Here is a 20,242-nt window from a genome sequence, read left to right on the forward strand (position 1 = left end):
GAGCCTCTCACGCGCCCCCCAGACAGGCAGGCAACAGGGACGTAGCACGCTCGTTTTTCTCAAGGTTGGAGACTCGAGGTCCCGCCGTCCGTCGCTCCGTCGAGCTGCGAGGGCGCGGAGTCGCGGAACGCGTCGCCCGGCTCGGGTGGCGCCTCGTCCGGAATCGCGGGCTGGACCAGGAGGAAGCGCACCTCGCCCCGGGCCGCGAGCAGCTCCGGCGGCCCGAAGCGCGTCTCCGCCGACAGGCCCACCATCGTCACCCAGGCGGCCTTGCGCTCGGGGGCCACACAGTAGAGCACCGTGCCAGGGAGCACACCTGGGGCCGCGCGGACAGGCCCCTCGCAGTCCTTCCGGACCTGGAGGGTATAGGCCGTCATCGGCTCCCCACGCACGAGGTAGGGAGGACGGCCCATCTCCTCCAGCAAGGGCTGGAGCACGCGAGGGTCCTCCGCCACGGTGGTCTGGGTGGACAATTCCTGCGCCAGCTTCTGGAAGCGCTGCAGGGACATGGAGGCCATGTCCGTGGAGTCGATGGGGATGCGGCTCTCTGCCAGCACCAGGTCGGCGAAGAGCGACCCCACCAGCAGGATGGGCAGCAGCCGGTAGCCCTTGAAGTCCTCGGCCTTGCCGCGCGCGAGGCCCCCCAGCACCACCACACCCAGAGCCAGCGCGGTCAGCGACAACACCACGGCGGGGCGCACGGGCGAGGGCAGCTCCACCAGGGCGGACACCTCCGCGCTGCGCGCCCGCACGGCGTCCGACAGGTCTCCTCCGTAAATCCAAGCGATGGCGGCCAGGCTGAGCACATTGCCCAGCAGAGTCTTGCGGGAAGGAAGCGTCATCCGGCGAGCGTCCGTGCGGGGTCGGTGGCGGCGGCGCGGCGGCTGGGGAAGTAGGCCCCGGCCAACGCGGCCAGGAGCCCCAGGACCACTCCGCCCAGCACCACCGGCCAGGGGAAGGAGAAGAAACTGTCGGGCTTGAAGGGGAAGTTGGGCAGGTAGCCGGAGGCGAAGCGGTCCACGCCGAAGGACGCGGCCAGCGCCACCGCGGTGCCGATGGCGCCCCCCGCCAGTCCGACGACGGAGGCCTCCGCCAGGACGATGGCCCGGATGTCCGAGCGCGACGCGCCCACCGCCTGCATGACGCCAATCTCTCGCGCCCGCGCGCGCACCGAGGCGGACAGCGCGTGGGCGATGTTCACCGCCGCGAGGACGCAGATGAGGATGGACAGGAGCGCCAGCGCGGACGTGGTGAGCGCCACCGCCGCGCCCGTGTTCTCCGCCATCCGCCGCTCCTGGTCGTCAATCTCCAGCCCCATCGCCTTCACCGCGTCCACCAGCGCGGGGACCTTGGAGGGGTCCGTGGCGACGAGCGTGAGGCCGGAGTAGTTCTCCGCGTCCACGCCCGCCTCGCGGTTGATGCGAATCGCCGTCTCCAGCGGGATGGTGATGCCCGCGAACATCGCCCGGTCGGACGCCCCCACCACCTGGGTCTGCATCGAACGACTGGGGCCCGAAGCGGACGAAGACACGTAGGAGCGGTTGAACTCCACCGGGAAGCCGAAGCCCACGATCATCCCCGCGGAGAGCTGCGGCAGCTTGCGCGCCGGAGCAAACGTCTTGTTGTACAGCTCCAGCAAGCGCGTGGAGACGACGGCCGGAATCGGCTGGCCTTCGCTCGGGTCCTTGAACTCACCGAGCTGCACGTCGCCCTTCACCAGCTCGGGCTCCACGCCCAACGCCAGCACCTCCATGCCCATGCGCAGCCTGGTGCCGAAGAAGACGCCGTCGTACCGGGTCACCGCCGGCACCCGCACGTTCATCTTCCGGTAGGCCGCCTCGACGCCGGGCAGCGCGCGCAGCCGCTCCACGGCCGCCGCGTCCAGCTGGCCACCGCCCAGGAGCGAGCCCAGCGATACCGACGAGGGCACCACGTCCACCAGCCGCGCATCCGTGGGGAAGATCTTCTCCCGGATGACCTGGCCCACCCCCAGCCCCAGGCCGATGAAGAACACGAGGGTGCCCACGCCCATGGCCACGCCGAAGGCGGAGAAGAACGCCCCCCGACGCTCGCGCGCGAGGCTCAGCCGCACCAGTCGCGACAGCGCATCCCACCTCACGGAGCACCTCCCAGGACGGCCCGCTCCGAGGCGCGCTCCTCCACGAGCTTGCCCTCCTTGAGCCGCAGCACCCGCCGCGCCGCCGCGCTCATCCGCTCTTCATGGGTGACGGCCAGCACGGTGAGCCCTTCGCGGTGCAGCTCGCGGAACAACTGGATGACACCGTCGCCCGTGGCCGCGTCCAGGTTGCCCGTGGGCTCGTCGCACAGGAGCAGCCGAGGCCCGCCGTAGAGGGCTCTCGCGATGGCCACGCGCTGGCGCTCGCCGCCGGACAAGCGCACCGGCGCGCGGTCCTTCTTCGCGCCCAGCCCCACGCGCTCCAGCAGCGCCTCCGCGCGCTTGACGGCCTGTGCGTCGCGCGGGCCGAAGTACGAAGGCAGGAGCACGTTCTCCAGCGCGGACAGGTTGGGGATGAGGTGGAAGGACTGGAAGACGAAGCCCACGTGCGTGTTGCGGAAGCGCGCCAGCGCCTTGTCCTCGAGGCCGCGCAGCGTCACCCCGCCCACCTTCACCTCGCCCCGGTAGTCGATGTCCAGGCCGCCCAGCAGATGCAACAGCGTGGACTTGCCGCTGCCGGACGGGCCCACCACGGCGACGAAGTCCCCCGCCTCGACATCCAGGGACATCCCGTCGAGCACCCGAACCTGGGTGCCATCTCCATCCACATATTCCTTGGTGATATCTCGGGCGTGAATCACGGAGTGGCCGGCGGGGTCGTGGTGGGAGTCGAAGCAGCGGGAGTCAGACGCAGGGACAGCTCTGCCTGGAGGGCTCGCTCCTTGCGAGACACCGCCAACGTCACGGCGCGCAGGTCATCGGTGGCCTCCAGCCAGCGCACGGTGGTGGCCTTGATGGCGAAGCCTCCAATCCCCCAGGCCTCCGAGGGAAGGTTCTTCACCGCGTCCGCCAGCCGGCGCAAGTCCAGCACCACGCTGATGGCGGCGTCCTGGCCCACGTCCTTCAAGTCGGCGGCCACCGGCCCCTCGGCGGCCTTCTGCGCGAGCGCGGTGAGCGAGGCCTCGAGCTGCGAGCGCGGCGAGGCGACCAGCAGCTTGCCGCTGGGCCCCAGCGCGAAGTGGGCCCCCTCCCCCGCCCGGTACGACGTGAGGTAGATGCGCTGGCCCTTCAGGTCCGCGCCCTCCACCTTCGCGCCGAAGTGCGTGGACATCTCCGGCAGCTTCTCCAGCAGGGCGCTCGTCCGGGCCGCGTCCTTCAGGTCCGACAGCGCGACGAGGTTGACGAAGCGGAACGGGTTCGTGCGGCGCAGGTCCAACACGGGCATGCCCGTGCCCAGCTGCACCTGGGGCGACAATGACAGGCCCAGCACCATGCCCGGCTTGAAGTTGTCGAGCACCTCCGCCTTCATCTGCAGGCCACTCTTCTGCACGGCGCGCGTCAGGTAGTCGCCCACGAGGTAGGGCCACACGCCATCGAGTTGCGACGGGTCCCCCCGGAAGCGCACCACCAGGAAGCTGTCCGCGGGCAGCCACCCGCGCAGGTCCGGCGCGTCCTTCACGACGTCCAGCGCGGCCAGTGACGCCTGGGTGTCCGGCCACGGCGCGTCCGCGTGCACGGTGATGGCGCGCGGCTCCACGAGTCCCGCGAGCGTGAGTCCCTGCACCGTGCCCGCGGGCAGCAGCCCGGTGCCTCCCGGGAGGTACACGTGGAAGTCCCGCTTCGAGGGCAGGCGCTGGAGGGACGCGGCGAGCACGGGCTCCTTCGCGAGCGACTTCTCCTCGGGCTGACTGGCCAGGGGGCGCAGCGCGGCGACGGAGGGGCCCGCGCCGAGGAGGGCGTACTGGCCGCCGTCGATGAAGAGCAGGCCCAGCGCCGCGTCGGGAGAGCCGGGGCGGTGGAAGGTGACGAGGTTTCCGCCAGCCCCCTTCTCCTGCTTCTTCTCGGACGCCCCCAGCCGCGTGCGAGCGAAGCCGGCGAAGGTGGCCTCGAGCTTCTCCGCGTCCTTCACGCCCACGACGGAGACCGCGCGGTTGTCGCCCAGGAAGGCCGCGCCGGCGCCTCGCTCCGGAGCCAGTCCGGCGGCCTCCAGGGCCTGGCGGCTGCGCAGGTCGACGCCCACCTGCCGCATCACCGCGTTCACATAGCCCTCCGCGGAGGAGAAGCTCTGGAGCTGCGCGGCGAAGGAGGCGACCTTCAGGTTCTGGAAGCGCGCCAGCTTCTCGCCGAGCGCGCCCAGGTCCTGGATGACGATGGAGGCCTGGGCGTCGCGAGGCAGGTAGCGCGAGAGGTTCGCGTCCTGCTGCGGGGCGACGGGGCCCTGGTCCTTGCCACAACGCGAACAGCCCGCGATGGCGAGCAGGAGGAGGAGGGTCGGCAACCAGGCTCGGCGGAACATGGCGCCAGGACAGGACGGCTGGGCCACAGAGTCAATGGATTCCTGGGCGGGACGGACCTCCGCCACCCAGGCAGGAAGGCCCGGTGACGAACAGCCAACGTCCCATGTCCTGGTCTTCGCCCCCCAGCGCACGCTCTGCTCCTTGCCCGAACAGGCGGTACGCTCCCACGTCCGGCCATGCGCTTCTTCGAGCTCTACTCGCTGCTGTGCACCCTCGCGGGCTCCGTCATCGTCGGGGTGCTGGCGTGGCGCATCCACCCTGTCGCCGGCATCGTCGGGCTCATGGTGGGAACCCTGGTGGGCGCCATCGTCGGCCCCTTGCTCGCCGCCGCGGTCTTCTTCGTCGGGACGTTGTTCTCGAAGGCGGGGCCCCGGGGCCTCGACGCGTTCCGCTCGCGCCCCCAGTCCACACGCGAAGGACCGGGGCAAGGCCCGCCCCAGTCCTGACGACCGCTCACCGCACCCGTGAGCCATGCGGCAGCGGGCCGCGCGTCTCCTCGGTGAACTCCAGGAACTGCTCCATCTGCCGCACGGACTCCTCGGTGGCCTCGGCCTCCGCGCTCAGCATGGTGAGCTGCCGGTTGACGACCTCCGGGTCCCGGATGGCGATCGACTGCTCGTGCGTCAGCCGCATCATGTCCTCGATGCTGGCGAGCTGATGGCTCACCAGCTCGCGGCTCTCGCTGGCCTGCTCGAAGCGCGCCAGACGCTTGCGCAGGATGTCCACCCGGTTCTGCTTCACGTCCCGCAGCCGGGGGTTCGTCTCGCGCGCCAGGTCCTCCTCCAGCTCGCGCACGTCCTTCTCGAGGTTCCCCCGGTCGGGGCTGTTGAGGTACGCGCGGTACTGGTTCAGCGTGGAGATGAGCCGCAGGAACGACGTGAGCATCGCGTCCAGCCGCGTCTCGCTCTCCGTCTCCAGCACCTTGCCGCCCGGCAGCTTGCGGTAGTTGGCGAGAATCTTCTCCTTGAGCCCCACGAGCTGCTGGTAGTGCTCGCGCTGCGAGGGGGCCAGGTCGGACAGGAGCGAGTCCACCGCCTTGCGCGCTACCTCCGGGTCCGTCGGCTCCCGCGAGCGCACCGCCCGCTGGAAGCGCGGCATCGACGAGAAGACGCCCAGGTACAGCCCCTCCAGCCCCAGCGCAATCAGGGCGGGCAGCGGCTCACCCGTCAACACCGCCGAGGCAGCCGCCGTGCCCAGCCCCACCAGGTTGGCGGGCATCAGGAATGCGGCCTTGATGTAGTTCGGCGACTTCTTCGCCACGTCCGACCTTCCCTTCCCAGCGCCAGCCCATCGCGTCAGGGACCGCGCGCCTCCGACACGTACTTCAACGCTCCCAGGTCCCTCGTATCCTCCGCGAGGGGCACCTGCGGGCCCTGCTTGAGCTTCTGAAAAAGCGCGGCGGCGCTCTGGTAGAGCTCGTCATAGGTGACTGGCGCCTCGCCGGAAAGACCGAAGAACGCTCGATTGTCCGCCAGCGTGGCGGGCGGCGCGCTCCGGATGGCCTCCGTCGGGTCACCCAGGTACGGCGCCACCTCGCCGAGCATCCGAGCCCCCGCCGACGGGTCCTTCAACACGCTCTGCCCGGCATCCAGCATCCCACGCAGCACACGCCTCACCGCGTCCGGGTAGCGCGCCGCGAAGTCACCCCGCGCCACCAGCACCGTGGCCACCAGGTGCGGCGCGTCCGCCGTCGTCGCGAGCACCGCTCCGCCCCTGTCCCGCGCCGCCAGCTCCACGTCGCCCCACAGCCCCACCACCGCGTCCACCCGGCCCTCGCGCAGCGCCCGGCCCGCGTCCAGCGTGGAGGGCAGCTCCACCCACCGCACGTCCGTCGTCCGCAGGCCCGCCCGCGCCAGCACCCACAGGGCGAAGTAGTGCGTGGAGCTGAAGGGATAGATGCCCACGCGCTTGCCTCGCAGGCCCGCAAGGTCCGTCACCCCCACCGCCGCGAGCGCCTCCTGGCCTCGGCTGCGTCCCGCCAGCATGACCGTGCGCGGCGCCGCGTCCCGCAAGCCCGGCGCCCATGACGCCAGCCGGTCCACGGACAACATCGCCATGTCCACGCCGCCGTTCTCCGCGCCGATGGACAGGGCCTGCCGCAGTTCCTCCTCGCGGGCGAAGAGCACCGCCCGCGCATCCAGCGCATAGGCCGTCTTCAAGAGGCCCTGCGCGGCGCCGGGAGGAAGCGCGGGGTTGTCCAGCGTCGTGGCGCCACCCGCCGCCACGAGCAGCCCCGCCGCCGAGCCTCGCGGCGTGAAGCCCACCAGCACGGGCCTGAGCGGCACGGACGCGACGTCCGCCACGGGCGCGGACACACCCGCCGGGAAGTCTCCGGGGGACAGCCGCACCGCCTCGCGAACGGCGGGGAAGAAGCGCGCCTGGAGGGTGTCCAGGTATCCACTGCGGGACGCGAACACCCACGCCGCGCCCAACACGCAGAGGAACAAGAAGAGGAAGAGACCTGGCCCGCGGTGGAGCTTCATCCGTCAGTTCCCGGGTCTCTTCCCATCACCATGCCGGGGCTACTCGACCCCGACCTTCTTACCGATGGTCTTCCCCGTCTGTCCGCTGACGTCCGACACCGGGGCGGGGCTGTCCATCAACCCCATCTCCATCTTGAACTGCTTCACCAGCTCGTTGGCCTGGATCTTCTCGGCCTCTTCTTCAATCTGCGCGGACTGATGGTCCACCGACTCGAGCGCCATCTGCATGCGCGCCTCGTTCACGGCGGTGCGCTCCTCCACCTTGCGGAGCATCTCGTCGTGCGTCGAGTCGATGCCGGCGACGGTGAAGGACTCCATCGTGTCGGCCACCTTGGCCTGCCACTTGGCGCGCCGCGCGTCGCGAATGGCCGTCATGGCCTCCGCCGTCTTGCGGTCCTTCTCGCGCATGAACGCCTTCTTGACGTTCAGTGCCTTCTCGTATGCCAGGCGCGCGGTGGACAGCTGCGCCTCGTTGCGCTCGAGCGCCTCCTTCTCCACCTGGAGCTTGGTCGCGTACTGCGCCGCCAGGTCGTCGCGCCCCGCTTGAATGGCGGCCTTCACCTTGGCCGTCAGCCCACGGACGTCATCCTTGTACTTGGCGTTCTCCTTCTCGAGCAGCGTCACGTTCGCCCGAACCATGGCGATGGACTCGTTCATCTTCGGGACCTGGTCGTTCAGGTCGCGAATGTTCTGCTCGAGGATGAGCTCCGGATCCTCGATGGAGGAGACGAAGAAGCCCGCGAAGCTACGCAATGCCCTTTTGAGTCTGTCCCACATGTCGGCGGTCTACCTCCGTCCAGACCAACTCCCAGCCACCTTACACGAACTCCGGGGCGGGCAAGCAGCCACATCCGCCCCGCTGATCAGTGCTACGCGAACTGACCTAAGGCGATTGCCGGCCACCCACAAGTGCGTTCGAACTCCCCCGCTGGCGCCCCCGCGGAAGACCCCTCGAGGCGTCCCCCGGTGGGCAGGATTCCCAGCAGGGACTTGCCTGGAGGGCACGAAGTGCGGGAAATCGCACTCGCGTGGACAGCGTCCTGGGTTGGCCTCACTCCTCTTTCGATGAGTCGCTGGCACGGGCGGTGGACGCCCAGCGGCGAAGCGTGCTCGGCACGGGCGCGGCCGTACGCCTGGTCGGCGCGGCCATCTTCCTGGTCGTCACCACGGCGCTGTGGCTGTCGGGCGGCGCGGACTGGGCGCCGTACCCGCCGCTGCTCGCCCCCTACGTCGGCGTCGCGGGCGTGCTCTTCGCCGTGCGCCATCGCCCGGAGGCGCGGTGGCTGGGTGTGGTGCAGTCGCCGGTGGACGTGGCGCTCGTCTACGGGCTCCAGCACCTGGCCCTCCCCATCTCTCCGTTCCCCGCGGGCGTCGCGGGCTTCAGCCTGGGGCTCTTCGCGCTGGTGGTGAACCTGAGCGGGCTCACCCTGCGGCCCGTCGTCGTCTACGGCACCGCGCTGCTCGCGTCGGTGGCGCAGGGCGCGTTGATGCGCGAGGCGGGGGTGGGCTGGGGCGCGGTGGTCATCGCCGTCATCACGCTCTTCCTCGTGGCCGCGGTGAAGCAGTACAGCACCGCGAGGCTGCGCATGCTCGCCGGAGCCCTCACCCGCGCGGAGGTGGACCGGGCCCTGGAGGCGCGGCGCTCCCAGGAGGTGGAGGAGGCGCGGCGCACCATCTCCCGCATGCTCGAGGAGGAGCACGCGAAGAACGAGGAGCTGCGCGCGCTCCAGCGCGACAAGGAGCTGCTCACGCAGTTCCTCATCCATGACCTGCGCTCGCCCCTGTCGGCGCTGACCATGACGCTGGGGTGGATGGAGCAGGAGCTGCCGCCCGGGCCGCTTCATGAGTCCGCGCGCTCGGGGTTGACCGTCACCGCGCGGCTGGACCGGATGATCGCCGACCTGATGGACGTGCCCCGGCTCGAGCAGGGCCGCCTCACGCCCCGCATGGCGCCCCTGGACGTGAGCCGGCTGATGGAGGACGTGAGGCGCTCGCTCGAGGGCGTGGCCCGCGCGCGCAAGCTCACGCTGGATGTGGTGACACCCATCTCCCTCACGCTGAACGTGGACTCGGACCTGCTCACCCGCGTGCTGGAGAACCTGGCCACCAATGCGCTGCGCTACGCCCCCACGGGAGGGCGGGTGCGGCTGGAGGGAGGCCGGGACCTGCACGGCGCCTGGGTGGCGGTGCGCAACGACGGGCCGCCCATCCCCCGCGAGCTGCGCCCGCGCATCTTCGACAAGTACGTGCAGGGAGACCGGGAGCTGGACACCCGCCGAGGCTACGGCCTGGGGCTGTACTTCTCCCGGCTGGCGGCCGAGGCCCACGGAGGTCAGCTCTCCGTGGAGGACGCGCCGGGCTGGTCCACGTCCTTCGTGGTGAGGCTGCCCGCGTAGGCACCGCGGGCAGCGGGACGACCTCAGCCGCGAGCGCGCTGACGAAGGCCCAGGATGCGCTCCACGTGGGACTTCGCGTTGGCCATCACGGAAGCCGCGTCCAGCGTGGTGAGCACGCCGTCCTTCAGCACCGCCTGCCCGTCGATGAAGACGTGCGTGACGTCGCTGGCGCGCGCCGAGTGCACCAGCGGCGAGAGGGGGTCCTCCGCCGTGGGGCCCGCGTGCAGGCCGCTCACGTCCACCACGGTGATGTCGGCGCGCTTGCCGACCTCGAGCGAGCCCACTTCGTCCTCGAGCCCCAGCGCGCGGGCGCCGTGCAGTGTGGCCATCTCCAGCACGCGCATGGGCGTCATGGCGCACGGCCCCACGCGCGGGTTGTGCAGCACCGCCGCGAGCCGCATCTCATGGAAGATGTCGAGCGTGTTGTTGCAGGGCGCGCCATCCGAGCCCAGCGCGACGGGCACTCCCGCATCCAGGAGCTCCGGCACCTTGGCGATGCCCGACGCGAGCTTGAGGTTGGAGCCCGGGCAGTGACACACCACGGTGCGCGTCTCGCGAACGAGCGACTGCTCCTCGTCGGACAGCCACACGCAGTGGGCCAGCGTCACGTGCTGCCCCATCAACCCCACGGTGTGGAAGTAGTCGACGTTGTCCCGGCCGCCCGTGTACTGGCGCACCGCTTCGGTCTCCTTGGAGTTCTCGCTCGCGTGCGTGTGGATGCGCACCCCGCGCTCGCGCGAGAGCCTCACCACCTCCCGCAGGAGCTCGGGCGTACACGTCAGCACGAAGCGGGGCGCGAACGCATAGCGCAGCCGCCCCTCGTGCGTGCCGTGCCAGCGCTCCAGGAGCGCCAGGCTCTCGGCGAGTGACTCGGCGGTGGACTCGAGCAATCCCGCGGGCACCCCCACGCCCGTGTCCATCATCGCCTTGCCGCCCACCAGCCTGAAGCCGGAGTCCCGCGCGGACTCGAAGACAGCGTCGTAGTGATGCACGCTGCCCATGTCGAGCGCCGCCGTGGCGCCCGAGCGAATCAACTCCGCGAAGGTCAGGTCGGCCGAGGCGCGCATCGAGGCCGCGTCGTGCGACGCCTCGAAGGGCCAGATGCACTCACGCAGCCAGTCGAGCAGCTCCCGACTGTCCGCGCGGCCTCGGAACAACGTCTGACAGGCGTGCAGGTGGCCATGGATGAGGCCGGGCAGCACCATCTTGCCCGTCACATCCACCACCCGCCGCGTGCCCCGGGGCTTCAGGCCCCTGCCCACCTTCGCGATGCGCCCATCCTGGATGAGCACGTCCGCGTCCACGAGCACTTCCCGCTCGCGGTTCATCGTCACCACGGTACCGCCGGTTAGAAGCAGATCCACAGGTACTCAAGCTCGCTTTAGAGAAAGTCCTTGGTGAAGGCGTGCGGCAGCAGCTCGCCCAGCGTGTAGCGCGCCACATCGCCCTTGGGGGTGCGGCTTCGCACGGGCAGGTTCGGTCCCGCGAACTCGGCCATCACCTGCCGGCACATCCCGCACGGAGGCACGGGCGTCTCCGTGTTCGCGACCACCGCCACCGCCACGGGCTGGGAGCGCCCCTGCGCCACGCCCGCGGCCAGCGCGTTGCGCTCGGCACAGACGGTCAGCCCGTAGGTGGCGTTCTCCACGTTGCAGCCCGACACCACGGAGCCGTCCGCGTAGAGGACGGCCGCGCCCACCGGGAAGCGGGAGTACGGCACGTGCGCTCGCCGCGCGACCCCAATGGCTTCGTCGAACAGCCGCTCCCAGGGAATCTCATCCGCCATGTCGCCTTCCTCTCGAGGTGTAGGGATGGACCTCAGTGCTGCTCGCCCGCCAGCCGCATGTCGTCCAGGTGCCGGGCAATGGCCAGCTCCGCCTCCACGGGCATGTCCGCGAAGCGCACGTGCACGGTGGGCCCCTGGGGACCTTGCGTCACATGAAGCACCTCCCCCTTGGCCTCCACTTCATCGGGGAGGATGGGGAGCTTGAAGCGGGCCTCCACCTGGGCCCCCGCCTCCAACCCCTCGCCATTCCAAGCGCAGCCCCCCAGGGACAGGTCCCCGTCGCGCTCCTCGAAGTCCGCCGAGCTCCCCGCCCGGCGCAACTTCAAGCGCATGGGAATCCGGGGAGAGTCGCGCCGGTCCTCGGCCTTGTCGCTCATCGAGTTGTTCCTCTCGGCCATCGCCGTTCCAATCTTGCCGCTCATGTCCGTGTCACCGCCCCAAGCGCCCGGGAAGGGGCCCACCTCCGGAGACACCCTCTCCGGAAGCTGCGCATCCACACCCGGTCCGCCTCCGCGACGCCGCTCGGGAGGTCGAAGCCCACCTTCGGCTCCCTCATTCAATCCCCCGGCGGACGGCCACCGCCGCCTTGCCCACGTGTCCATGAACCACCATCGGCGGACCATCATACGCTCGCCCCCCCGCCAGGGAGACGGCGAATTTCGTCCACCTCCCAGGTTATTCCCAGGATTGTCTTCTACCGGGAGTGAGCCTGGTTGCACCCCGCATCAGGGTGACGCCCTCGGGGGCAGGGTCCATCAGGGAGGCACGCCCTGGCCCCGGGAGTCCCACCACTCCTCGCCGTAGCTGATGAAAATCTGCTCGCCGGGGTGGATGTCCCTCAGGGCGTAGAAGGTGAAGAGGTCCCGGTCCAGCGCGCGGTAGTACGCGGCGCTGGGCTCCTTGGCGTGGTTGTAGAGCATGCCGTAGCCCAGGACGAGGGCGACCCAGTCCCCCGCCGGCTGCTGCTCGCGCTCGCTCCAGCGAATCTGGAAGACGTAGTCGTCCAGCGGAGGGTGCCGCGTGTGCTTCTGCAGCACCTTGAGGTAGCGACACTCCTCGATGAGCTCGCCGCCCTTGATGAATTCGTCCGTGAAGACACCGTAGCCCCATTCACAGGGCCGGACCTTCACGCCCGGATGGAGGTAAAGCGCTTCGCCCGTGTTCATGCGTCCCTGCCGTTGGCGGCGCCAACATGCCGCGTTCCCGGCCCGGCGGGAAGCGCCGTGCATGCGCCCGAGCTCCTCGCGCCACCTCCCTCACGTCGGCCAGGCCAACATCGCCATCCGGGCCACGCGCCGGAGCGACTCCCGGCTGGCCCCGCTGGCGGCCTGGACCGCCATGCCCTGCGTCACGGTGGTGAAGTAGCGGGCCAGCTCCGCGCAGTCGACCTCCGCCGGCACGTCCCCCTCGCGCTGCCCCTGCTCCAGCCGCTCGCGAAGGGCCTTCTCCCCGGCGGCCCGCCTCGCCGCCAGCTCCCCTTGGACGGGGGCCGCGTCCGCCCCGCTCACCAGCGCGCCCTGCACGGTGATGCAGCCCTTGGGCTCCCGGGGCAGCGTCTGGGCGTCCGCCAGGCCCAGCAACAGGTGCTCGACGGCGGCGCGGGCCGTCGGCTTGGCGAAGGCGTCATGGAAGAGGCCCATCTGCCGCTCCACGTAGCGGTCCAGCGCCTTGCGGAACAACGACTCCTTGTTGCCGAACGCCGCATAGAGGCTGGGGCGGTTGATGCCCAGCTCCGCCGTCAGGTCCGACAACGAGGTGCCCTCGTACCCCTGGCGCCAGAACAGGCGCAGCGCGCGGTCCAACGCCTCGTCCGCGTCGAAGCCCCGCGGTCGCCCGACAGGAGCGGCGGCTGGTTTGGGTTTCATACCGTTCGATACTAATCCCCTTGCGCCTTCGCGGACAGGGCTCTATATCCATACCACTCGGTACAAATCACCCGCGAGCCGCTGGGGCGGAGCCGCACGCGTGTGTCCAATTCAATACCGATAAGTACAAATATCGGAGAACAACAATCATGTCGAAGAAGCTCGCAGGCAAGGTGGCGCTGGTGACGGGTGGCTCACGGGGTATCGGCGCGGCGGCGGCGCGTGCGCTCGCGGCGGAGGGGGCGGACGTGGCCATCAGCTACGTGGCCTCGGCGGAGAAGGCGCGGGCGTTGGTCCGGGAGTTGGAGTCCCAGGGCGTCCGCGCCGCGGCGTTCCAGGCGGACCAGGAGGTGCCCGAGGAGGCGGCGAAGCTCATCCACACCGCCACGAAGCACTTCGGCCGGCTGGACATCCTGGTCAACAACGCGGGGGTCGTCGCGCAGGGCCCCGTGGATGCGTCCGGCAATGACCACACCGCGCTGGACCGGCAGCACCGCGTCAACGTCGCGGGCGTCATCGCCGCCATTCGCGAGGCAGCGCAGGTGATGGGCCCGGGCGGGCGCATCATCACCGTGGGCTCCAGCATCACCGGACGCGTGGGCTGGCCGGGCATGGCGGACTACACGTCCACGAAGGCCGCGGTGGTGGGCTACAGCAAGGGCGCGGCCCGCGACCTGGGCCCCAAGGGCATCACCGTCAACGTGGTGCAGCCCGGCTTCACCGACACGGACATGTCCGCGGGGATGGAGTCCCAGAAGCCCGTCATCAACGCGGCCATCGCCCTGGGCCGCTTCGGCCGTCCGGAAGAGGTCGCGGACAGCATCGTGTTCCTGGCCGGACCGGGGGCCTCGTACATCACCGGCTCCGTGCTCACCGTGGACGGCGGTCACGGAGCCTGAGCCGCTCCTGGGGGCGCGGACACTCGCGCCCCCAGGCGGCCCCTACTCCACCCGCTCGCGCACCAGGGGGCGAGGCGCGGGGGCGGCATCCCCGAAGCGGTAGGCCGCCAGCAGACGGGCCTTCACGCCATTCACGGGGGCCTCGTCGTTGTAATGCACGCGCACCACGGGCTCGCCCTCCTTCACCGCCTCGCCCGTCTTCTTCAGGAGGGTGAAGCCCACCGCGGGGTCGATCTTGCTGTCCACCCGCTGCCGGCCCGCGCCGAGCGCCACCGCCGCCAGGCCCACGCCCTCCGTGTCGATGCCCGTCACGAAGCCACTCCGGGGCGCCACCACGTCCACCGTGGAGCGCGCCTGGGGAAGCAGCGAGTAGTCGTCGACGGAGCGCGGGTCACCGCCCTGCGACTGGATGATTTCGCGCAGCTTGCGCAGGGCACTTCCGTCCTCGACGGCGCGGCGCAGCTTCTGGCGGGCCTCGTCCACCGAGGCGGCCTTCTTGCCCAGCACCAGCATCTCCGCGGTCAGCGCGTAGGTGATTTCGGTGTAGTCCTCCGGCGCCTCGCCGCGGAGCATGTCCACCGCCTCCATCACCTCCAGCGCGTTGCCCACCTTGCGGCCCAGCGGCTGGTCCATGTCCGTCAGGAGCGCCACCACCTTGCGGCCCATCTCCGCGCCCAGGCCAATCATCGTCCGGGCCAGCGTGCGGGCATCCTCGTCGCGCTTCATGAAGGCGCCGCTGCCCACCTTCACGTCCAGCACCAGCGCGTCGATGCCCTCCGCCAGCTTCTTGCTCATGATGGAGGAGGCAATCAGCGGGATGCAGTCCACCGTCGCCGTCACGTCGCGCAGCGCGTAGAGCTTCTTGTCCGCGGGCGCCACCTGCGCCGTCTGGCCAATCAGGCAGCAGCCCACCTCGCGCACCAGCCGACGGTACTCCTCCGTGGAGAGGTTCACGTCGAAGCCCGGGATGGACTCCAGCTTGTCCAGCGTCCCGCCGGTGTGGCCCAGGCCCCGGCCGGAAATCATCGGCACCGGGACGCCGCACGCGGCCGCCAGGGGGGCCAGGCTGAGCGACACCTTGTCCCCCACCCCGCCCGTCGAATGCTTGTCCACCTTCACGGCCGGGGTATCGGTCAGGTCCAGCACCTCGCCCGACTCCAGCATGGCCCGTGCCCAGGCCCCCAGCTCCCGGGAGTCCATCCCCTTGAAGAAGACGGCCATGCACATGGCCGCCATCTGGTAGTCCGCCACCGTCCCCGCCGTATATGCCTGGATGAACGCGCGGATGTCCGCCGGGTCCAGCCGGCCTCCATCGCGCTTGGTCTTGATGAGCTCGTAGGGTTGCACGGCCCTGCCCATACCAGGAACGCGCGCCTCAAGCACTTCTGCTAACGGCGGCTCGGCATCTGGTAGATAGGCAACCATGACGCTTCGCCTTCAGGTCCTTGCCCTCATGGCGCTCCTCTGCGCCTGTTCCAAGCAGAAGGAAGAGACGCCCGCCCCCGGCGCTCCGGCCTCCGCCTCCGCCCAGCAGGAGGCGAAGAAGCCCCTTCCCGTGGGGCTCGTCATCGACGTGGGCGGCCGAGGCGACCACTCCTTCAACGACGCCGCCCTCCGAGGCCTGGAGCTCTGGGCCGCCGGCAAGCGCTACGACGGCGGCAAGTACGTGGACGTCTCCGCGGACGAGGTCCGCAAGTCCCTGCCCGGCCACCTGGCGTCCGTCGCCACCACCCTGAAGGCGCTGCCCATCCAGCCCGTGGTCCTCCAGAGCAAGGCCCAGGAAGACTACATCCCCAACCTCCAGCTCCTGGTGGACCGGGGCGCCCAGCTCGCCATCGGCAACGGCTACCTGCTGGCCAACGCCGTGCGGACCTCCGCGCAGGAGAATCCCCAGGCGCGCTACCTGCTCATCGACAGCCAGGTGCTCGACTCCCAGGGCAAGGTGCTCCGGCTGCCCAACGTCCGCACCGTCCTCTTCAAGGAGCACGAGGGCAGCTTCCTCGTGGGCGCGCTCACGGGCCTGGTGACGAAGTCGAAGAAGGTCGGCTTCGTGGGCGGCATCGAGGTGCCCCTCATCCAGCGCTTCGAGGTGGGCTACCGGGCGGGCGTGAAGACGACCAACCCCGAGGCCGCGGCCGCGCTGATGTCCGTCTACACCGGCAGCTTCAATGACATGGCGGCCGGCAAGCAGGTGGCGCAGGACCTCATCGCCAAGGGCGCGGACGTCATCTTCCACGCGGCGGGCTCGGACGGCATCGGCGTCATCCAGGCGGTGAAGGAGGCGCGCGCGGCGGGCAAGAACGTGTACGCCATCGGCGTGGACTCCGACCAGTCGCACGTCGCGCCGGAGGCCATCCTCACGTCGATGATGAAGCACTCGGACCTGGCCGTGTATCAGGCCGCCAAGGACCTGGTGGACGGCACGTTCACCGCCACCGAGCAGAACCTGGGCCTCAAGGAGAACGGCGTGGCCATGGCGGAGGTCCGCGTGGACTTCCCCGGCAAGGCGGAGGCGCTCCAGAAGGTGGAGACGCTGCGCCAGCGCGTCGTGTCCGGTCAGATCCAGGTTCCTTCCGTCCCGGCGGACCTCGCCGCTTTCCAGGCCGCTGCCCCCTGATCTCCCTCCGGCATATCCAGAAGCGCTTTGGCGCCGTCACGGCGCTGGACGACGTGTCGCTCGACATCCGCGAGGGGGAGTTGCTCGCGGTGGTGGGAGAGAACGGCGCGGGCAAGTCCAGCCTGATGAACGTCCTCTACGGGCTGTACCAGCCGGACTCGGGCGAAGTGTCCATGGACGGCGCGCCCGTGCGCCTCAAGAGTCCTCGGGACGCGATTGCCCGAGGCATCGGCATGGTGCACCAGCACTTCATGCTGGTCCCCACCCTCACGGTGGCGGAGAACGTGGTGCTGGGCCGCGAGCCCACGCGCCGAGGCCTGCTCGACCACGAGCGGGCCATCCGCGAGGTGTCCGAGACGTGCGCGAAGTTCGGCTTCGCGCTGGACGTGCGCGCCCGCGTGGACACGCTCACGGTGGGCTCGCAGCAGAAGGTGGAGATCGTCAAGGCGCTGCACCGGGGAGCCCGGGTGCTGGTGCTCGACGAGCCCACCGCGGTGCTCACGCCCCAGGAGTCCGACGAGCTGGCGCGCGTGATGCGCGGCCTGGTCGCGCAGGGGCGCACCGTGGTGCTCATCAGCCACAAGCTCAAGGAAGTGCTGGGCGTGGCGGACCGCATCGCCGTGATGCGCCGAGGCAGGCACGTCGCGGAGGTGCGCCCCGCCGAGACGTCCGCGTCGGACCTCGCCGCCCTCATGGTGGGCGAGACGCAGCGCGCCTCCAGCACCGAGGCCCAGGCGAGCACCGCCGCGAGTCCCGCGGGCGAGGTGCTGCTCGAGGCCCAGGGACTCCAGGCCCGGGGCGACAACGGACAGCCGGCGCTGCGCGGCGTGGACCTCACGGTGCGGGCGGGCGAAATCGTCGGCATCGCGGGTGTGGACGGCAACGGACAGCGCGAGCTCGCCGAGGTGCTCACGGGCCTGCGGGCGCTGACGTCCGGCCAGGGCACGCTGCTGGGCCGCAAGCTGACGGGACTCACGCCCGCGGAGGCTCGCGCGCGAGGCGTGGGCCATGTCCCCGAGGACCGGCTGCGCCGCGCGGTGGTGAAGGCGCTGAGCGTCGAGGAGAACGTGGCGCTGGGCCGGCACAACCAGCCGCCCTTCGCGCGAGGCCCGTGGATTGACTTCAAGGGGCGCCGGGAGCGCGCCACGGAGCTGCTCGCCGCCTTCGACGTGCGCCCTCCGGAGCCGACGCTGCCCCTGCAGGCCCTGTCGGGTGGCAACCAACAGAAGGTCGTGGTGGCGCGGGAGCTGGACGCGAAGCCTCGGCTGCTGGTGGTGGTGCAGCCCACGCGCGGCCTGGACATCGGCGCGGTGGCGCAGGTGCACGCGCGGCTGCGCGAGGCCCGTGCACAGGGCACGGGCGTGGTGCTGGTGTCACTGGACCTGGAAGAAGTGCTGGCCCTGGCGGACCGGGTCTACGTGCTCTTCGAGGGCCGCGTGACGGGCGAGTTCACCCGTCCGGACTACGACGAGCGGGAGCTGGGACGACGCATGCTGGGAGCGGAGCAGGGCCATGGGTGAGCGCACGAGGCAGGCCCTGCCATCGGTGCTGTCGGTGCTGTTGTCGCTGGGGGTGTGCTGGCTGCTCATCGCCCTGTCGAAGGACGCGGAGGGCTTCACCACCGCCACCGCGGCCTATCTCCAGATGCTCTGGGGCGGCGTGGGCGACTGGCCCCGCTACCTCGAAGGCGCCGCCGCCACCGTCCTCACCCGTCCCCTGGGCGAGGCCGCGATGAAGGCCGCGCTGCTCACCTTCACCGGCCTGTCGGTCGCGGTGGCCTTCAAGGTGGGCCTGTTCAACATCGGCGCGCAGGGGCAGATGATCCTGGGCGCGCTCGCGGCCGCGGTGGTGGGCGCGCACGTGGCGTTGCCCGCGCCCCTGCACATCCCGGCGGCGCTCTTGGGCGCGGCCGTGGCTGGGGGCGCGTGGGCGGGAATCGCCGCCGTGCTTCGGCTCTACCGAGGCGTGCACGAGGTCATCTCCACCATCATGCTCAACTGGGTGGCGCTGCGGCTGGTGGACAACTGGCTCGTCGTGGGCCCGCTGCGCGGCGTCGCGGAGGCAGGCGCCTCCATCACCGGCACCGCGGAGATCCACCCCACCGCGCAGCTGCCCAGGCTCCTCGGCGATGTCTCGCGCCTCAACCTGGGTTTCGTCCTGGCGGTGCTCGCCGCCGTCGCGGTCTGGGCGTGGCTGACGCGCACCCGCTCGGGCTTCGAGACGCGCGCGGTGGGCCTCGGTGACGAGGCCGCTCGCGCCGCCGGCATCCCCGTGACACGACGCGCGGGGTTCGCCATGACGCTGGCGGGTGCGCTCGCGGGCCTCGCGGGCGCGGTGCTCGTGCTGGGCACCGAGGGACGCTACCCGGGCACGCTGGGCGCGCCCTATGGCTTCGACGGCATCGCCATCGCGCTCATCGGAAACAACCACCCGCTGGGCGTGGGCGCCGCGGCCCTCTTCTTCGGCGTGCTGCGCGCGGGCGGCACGCGCATGCAGTTGCTCGACGTGCACAAGAGCTTCCCCGAGCTCATCCAGGGCCTGGCGCTGCTCTTCGTCGCCGGCCGTCTCATCTGGCTGGCGGTGCTGCGCAAGCGCAACGCCTCCGCCCCCGTGCCGGCCGCGCCCCCTGCCCCGGCCGCGCAGGTGCCCCATGCTTGAAATCATCCACCGGCTCCTGTTCGCCACGCTGGACGCCGCCCCCGCGCTCGTCTTCGCCGCCCTGGGCGCGGTGCTCTCCGAGCGCGCGGGCGTGGTGGCCGTCGGCATGGAAGGGATGATGCGCACGGGCGCCTTCTGCGCCGCGGTGGCCGCGCTCGTCATGCCCACGCCCCTCGCCGTGGGCATGGGCATGCTCGCGGGCGCGGGACTGGCCGCGGTGCATGGCTTCCTGTGCATCCGCTGGCGCTCGGACCAGGTGGTGTCCGGCATCGCGCTCAACCTGGTGGCCCTGGCCGGAGGCACCTTCCTCCTGGAGACCCACTTCGGCCCCAACGGAACGCCGCCTATCCAACAGCTCGGCACGTGGGAGCTACCGGGCCTGTCCTCCGTGCCGGTGCTCGGCGCGCTCTCCGGCCACGCCGCGCCCACCTATCTGGCACTTGTCCTTCCGTTGCTGTTGCAAGCCCTGCTGACCCGCACGCCCCTGGGCCTGCGCCTGCGCGCGGTGGGCGACAAGCCCCACGCGGTGGCCACCCTTGGACTCTCCGTCCCCGCCCTCCGGTGGGGCGCGGTGTTGGGCAGCGGACTGCTGGCGGGCCTGGGCGGCGCGGTGCTCTCCACCACGGTGCTGGACCGCTTCGAGCAACACACGCCCGCGGGCCTGGGCTTCATGGCCCTGGCCGCCATGGTGTTCGGCCGGTGGACCCCCCTGGGCGCCTTCCTCGCGGCGGCGTTCTTCGCCTTCGGCAACGCGCTGCGAATCGGCCTGGCCTCCAGTTCGCCAGCCCTCCTGGACCTCGTCCCCCAGGGCGTCTTGCTGGCCCTGCCCTACGTCCTCACCCTCCTCGTCCTCACCCTCCAAGGGCAGCGCAACAGCACCCCCGCCGCACTCGGGGTGCCATACGAGCAAGAGTCCCGCTGAGGACCGCCCCCACCAATTGGGTCATTTTGAACCCGGGTATGGATTGATTCCTGGTCACAACCGACCCCAAGATGTCAAAAGGCCAACGCCCATGGGGTCGCGCGCCGGGGAAAGATGACGGTCCAACCCCTTGCCGTTATTGG

General features: G+C 70.7%; 20 protein-coding genes. 7 read left to right on the forward strand and 13 right to left on the reverse strand.

Annotated features, from left to right (window positions below; all coding sequences use genetic code 11):
- Positions 1 to 59: 59 nt before the first annotated feature.
- Genes MYSTI_RS31215 through MYSTI_RS31230 form a run of 4 tightly spaced genes read right to left on the reverse strand, consistent with a single transcriptional unit; the run spans position 60 to position 4,472 of the window.
- Entirely contained in the window at positions 60 to 842 is a 783-nt protein-coding gene (locus MYSTI_RS31215) for a hypothetical protein (protein WP_015351814.1), read from the reverse strand.
- Positions 839 to 2,119, reverse strand: a complete 1,281-nt coding sequence (locus MYSTI_RS31220; protein ID WP_015351815.1) for an ABC transporter permease — start codon at positions 2,117 to 2,119, stop codon at positions 839 to 841. The genes MYSTI_RS31215 and MYSTI_RS31220 overlap by 4 nt, the downstream gene beginning before the upstream one ends.
- Positions 2,116 to 2,817, reverse strand: a complete 702-nt coding sequence (locus MYSTI_RS31225; RefSeq protein ID WP_015351816.1) for an ABC transporter ATP-binding protein — start codon at positions 2,815 to 2,817, stop codon at positions 2,116 to 2,118. Before MYSTI_RS31225 ends, MYSTI_RS31220 begins: the two co-directional genes overlap by 4 nt.
- Positions 2,814 to 4,472, reverse strand: coding sequence for a hypothetical protein (locus MYSTI_RS31230; protein WP_015351817.1), 1,659 nt, complete (start codon positions 4,470 to 4,472; stop codon positions 2,814 to 2,816). The genes MYSTI_RS31225 and MYSTI_RS31230 overlap by 4 nt, the downstream gene beginning before the upstream one ends.
- Positions 4,473 to 4,649: 177 nt before the next feature.
- Here MYSTI_RS31230 and MYSTI_RS31235 point away from each other — a divergent pair, with 177 nt between their 5' ends.
- The gene (locus MYSTI_RS31235) at positions 4,650 to 4,919 is read left to right on the forward strand and encodes a hypothetical protein (RefSeq protein WP_044281756.1); all 270 of its coding nucleotides are present in this window, start codon (positions 4,650 to 4,652) and stop codon (positions 4,917 to 4,919) included.
- Positions 4,920 to 4,926: 7 nt separating this feature from the next.
- On the opposite strand, the gene MYSTI_RS31240 is transcribed toward MYSTI_RS31235, so the two are convergent.
- The 3 genes from MYSTI_RS31240 to MYSTI_RS31250 all read right to left on the reverse strand — a co-directional run bounded on the left by MYSTI_RS31240 (position 4,927) and on the right by MYSTI_RS31250 (position 7,733).
- Entirely contained in the window at positions 4,927 to 5,691 is a 765-nt protein-coding gene (locus tag MYSTI_RS31240; protein ID WP_044900778.1) for a hypothetical protein, read from the reverse strand.
- A gap of 77 nt (positions 5,692 to 5,768) precedes the next feature.
- Positions 5,769 to 6,956 carry an ABC transporter substrate-binding protein gene (locus MYSTI_RS31245; protein WP_015351819.1) on the reverse strand — a complete coding sequence of 396 codons (1,188 nt, stop codon included), beginning with the start codon at positions 6,954 to 6,956 and terminating at the stop codon, positions 5,769 to 5,771.
- A gap of 39 nt (positions 6,957 to 6,995) precedes the next feature.
- Positions 6,996 to 7,733 (reverse strand): PspA/IM30 family protein, encoded by a 738-nt coding sequence (locus MYSTI_RS31250; protein WP_015351820.1) that lies wholly within the window; start codon positions 7,731 to 7,733, stop codon positions 6,996 to 6,998.
- A gap of 251 nt (positions 7,734 to 7,984) precedes the next feature.
- Here MYSTI_RS31250 and MYSTI_RS31255 point away from each other — a divergent pair, with 251 nt between their 5' ends.
- Positions 7,985 to 9,352 (forward strand): sensor histidine kinase, encoded by a 1,368-nt coding sequence (locus MYSTI_RS31255; RefSeq protein WP_015351821.1) that lies wholly within the window; start codon positions 7,985 to 7,987, stop codon positions 9,350 to 9,352.
- Between the two features lie 23 nt (positions 9,353 to 9,375).
- On the opposite strand, the gene MYSTI_RS31260 is transcribed toward MYSTI_RS31255, so the two are convergent.
- The 5 genes from MYSTI_RS31260 to MYSTI_RS31280 all read right to left on the reverse strand — a co-directional run bounded on the left by MYSTI_RS31260 (position 9,376) and on the right by MYSTI_RS31280 (position 13,003).
- The gene (locus MYSTI_RS31260) at positions 9,376 to 10,716 is read right to left on the reverse strand and encodes a 5'-deoxyadenosine deaminase (RefSeq protein ID WP_044281758.1); all 1,341 of its coding nucleotides are present in this window, start codon (positions 10,714 to 10,716) and stop codon (positions 9,376 to 9,378) included.
- Positions 10,717 to 10,733: 17 nt separating this feature from the next.
- The gene (locus MYSTI_RS31265; protein ID WP_015351823.1) at positions 10,734 to 11,138 is read right to left on the reverse strand and encodes a cytidine deaminase; all 405 of its coding nucleotides are present in this window, start codon (positions 11,136 to 11,138) and stop codon (positions 10,734 to 10,736) included.
- A 32-nt stretch (positions 11,139 to 11,170) separates the two neighbouring features.
- Positions 11,171 to 11,635, reverse strand: a complete 465-nt coding sequence (locus MYSTI_RS31270) for a PilZ domain-containing protein (protein WP_015351824.1) — start codon at positions 11,633 to 11,635, stop codon at positions 11,171 to 11,173.
- Positions 11,636 to 11,893: 258 nt separating this feature from the next.
- Entirely contained in the window at positions 11,894 to 12,304 is a 411-nt protein-coding gene (locus MYSTI_RS31275) for an SET domain-containing protein-lysine N-methyltransferase (RefSeq protein ID WP_044281760.1), read from the reverse strand.
- 90 nt (positions 12,305 to 12,394) lie between these two features.
- Positions 12,395 to 13,003, reverse strand: coding sequence for a TetR/AcrR family transcriptional regulator (locus MYSTI_RS31280; RefSeq protein ID WP_015351826.1), 609 nt, complete (start codon positions 13,001 to 13,003; stop codon positions 12,395 to 12,397).
- Positions 13,004 to 13,152: 149 nt separating this feature from the next.
- Between MYSTI_RS31280 and MYSTI_RS31285 the strand changes: the two genes are divergently transcribed.
- Positions 13,153 to 13,902, forward strand: coding sequence for an SDR family NAD(P)-dependent oxidoreductase (locus tag MYSTI_RS31285; RefSeq protein ID WP_015351827.1), 750 nt, complete (start codon positions 13,153 to 13,155; stop codon positions 13,900 to 13,902).
- A gap of 42 nt (positions 13,903 to 13,944) precedes the next feature.
- On the opposite strand, the gene MYSTI_RS31290 is transcribed toward MYSTI_RS31285, so the two are convergent.
- Positions 13,945 to 15,249, reverse strand: a complete 1,305-nt coding sequence (locus MYSTI_RS31290; protein ID WP_044900780.1) for a thymidine phosphorylase — start codon at positions 15,247 to 15,249, stop codon at positions 13,945 to 13,947.
- A 76-nt stretch (positions 15,250 to 15,325) separates the two neighbouring features.
- On the opposite strand from MYSTI_RS31290, the gene MYSTI_RS31295 reads away from it, so the two are divergent.
- Genes MYSTI_RS31295 through MYSTI_RS31310 form a run of 4 tightly spaced genes read left to right on the forward strand, consistent with a single transcriptional unit; the run spans position 15,326 to position 20,099 of the window.
- Entirely contained in the window at positions 15,326 to 16,519 is a 1,194-nt protein-coding gene (locus tag MYSTI_RS31295; RefSeq protein WP_044281764.1) for a BMP family lipoprotein, read from the forward strand.
- Positions 16,520 to 16,572: 53 nt separating this feature from the next.
- Positions 16,573 to 18,039, forward strand: coding sequence for an ABC transporter ATP-binding protein (locus MYSTI_RS31300; RefSeq protein WP_015351830.1), 1,467 nt, complete (start codon positions 16,573 to 16,575; stop codon positions 18,037 to 18,039).
- On the forward strand, positions 18,032 to 19,177 hold the full coding sequence (locus tag MYSTI_RS31305; protein ID WP_015351831.1) for an ABC transporter permease: 1,146 nt from the start codon (positions 18,032 to 18,034) through the stop codon (positions 19,175 to 19,177). The genes MYSTI_RS31300 and MYSTI_RS31305 overlap by 8 nt, the downstream gene beginning before the upstream one ends.
- On the forward strand, positions 19,170 to 20,099 hold the full coding sequence (locus MYSTI_RS31310) for an ABC transporter permease (RefSeq protein WP_015351832.1): 930 nt from the start codon (positions 19,170 to 19,172) through the stop codon (positions 20,097 to 20,099). The genes MYSTI_RS31305 and MYSTI_RS31310 overlap by 8 nt, the downstream gene beginning before the upstream one ends.
- Positions 20,100 to 20,242 lie beyond the last annotated feature (143 nt).

Source organism: Myxococcus stipitatus DSM 14675 (genome assembly GCF_000331735.1).
Taxonomy (GTDB): Bacteria; Myxococcota; Myxococcia; order Myxococcales; family Myxococcaceae; genus Myxococcus; species Myxococcus stipitatus.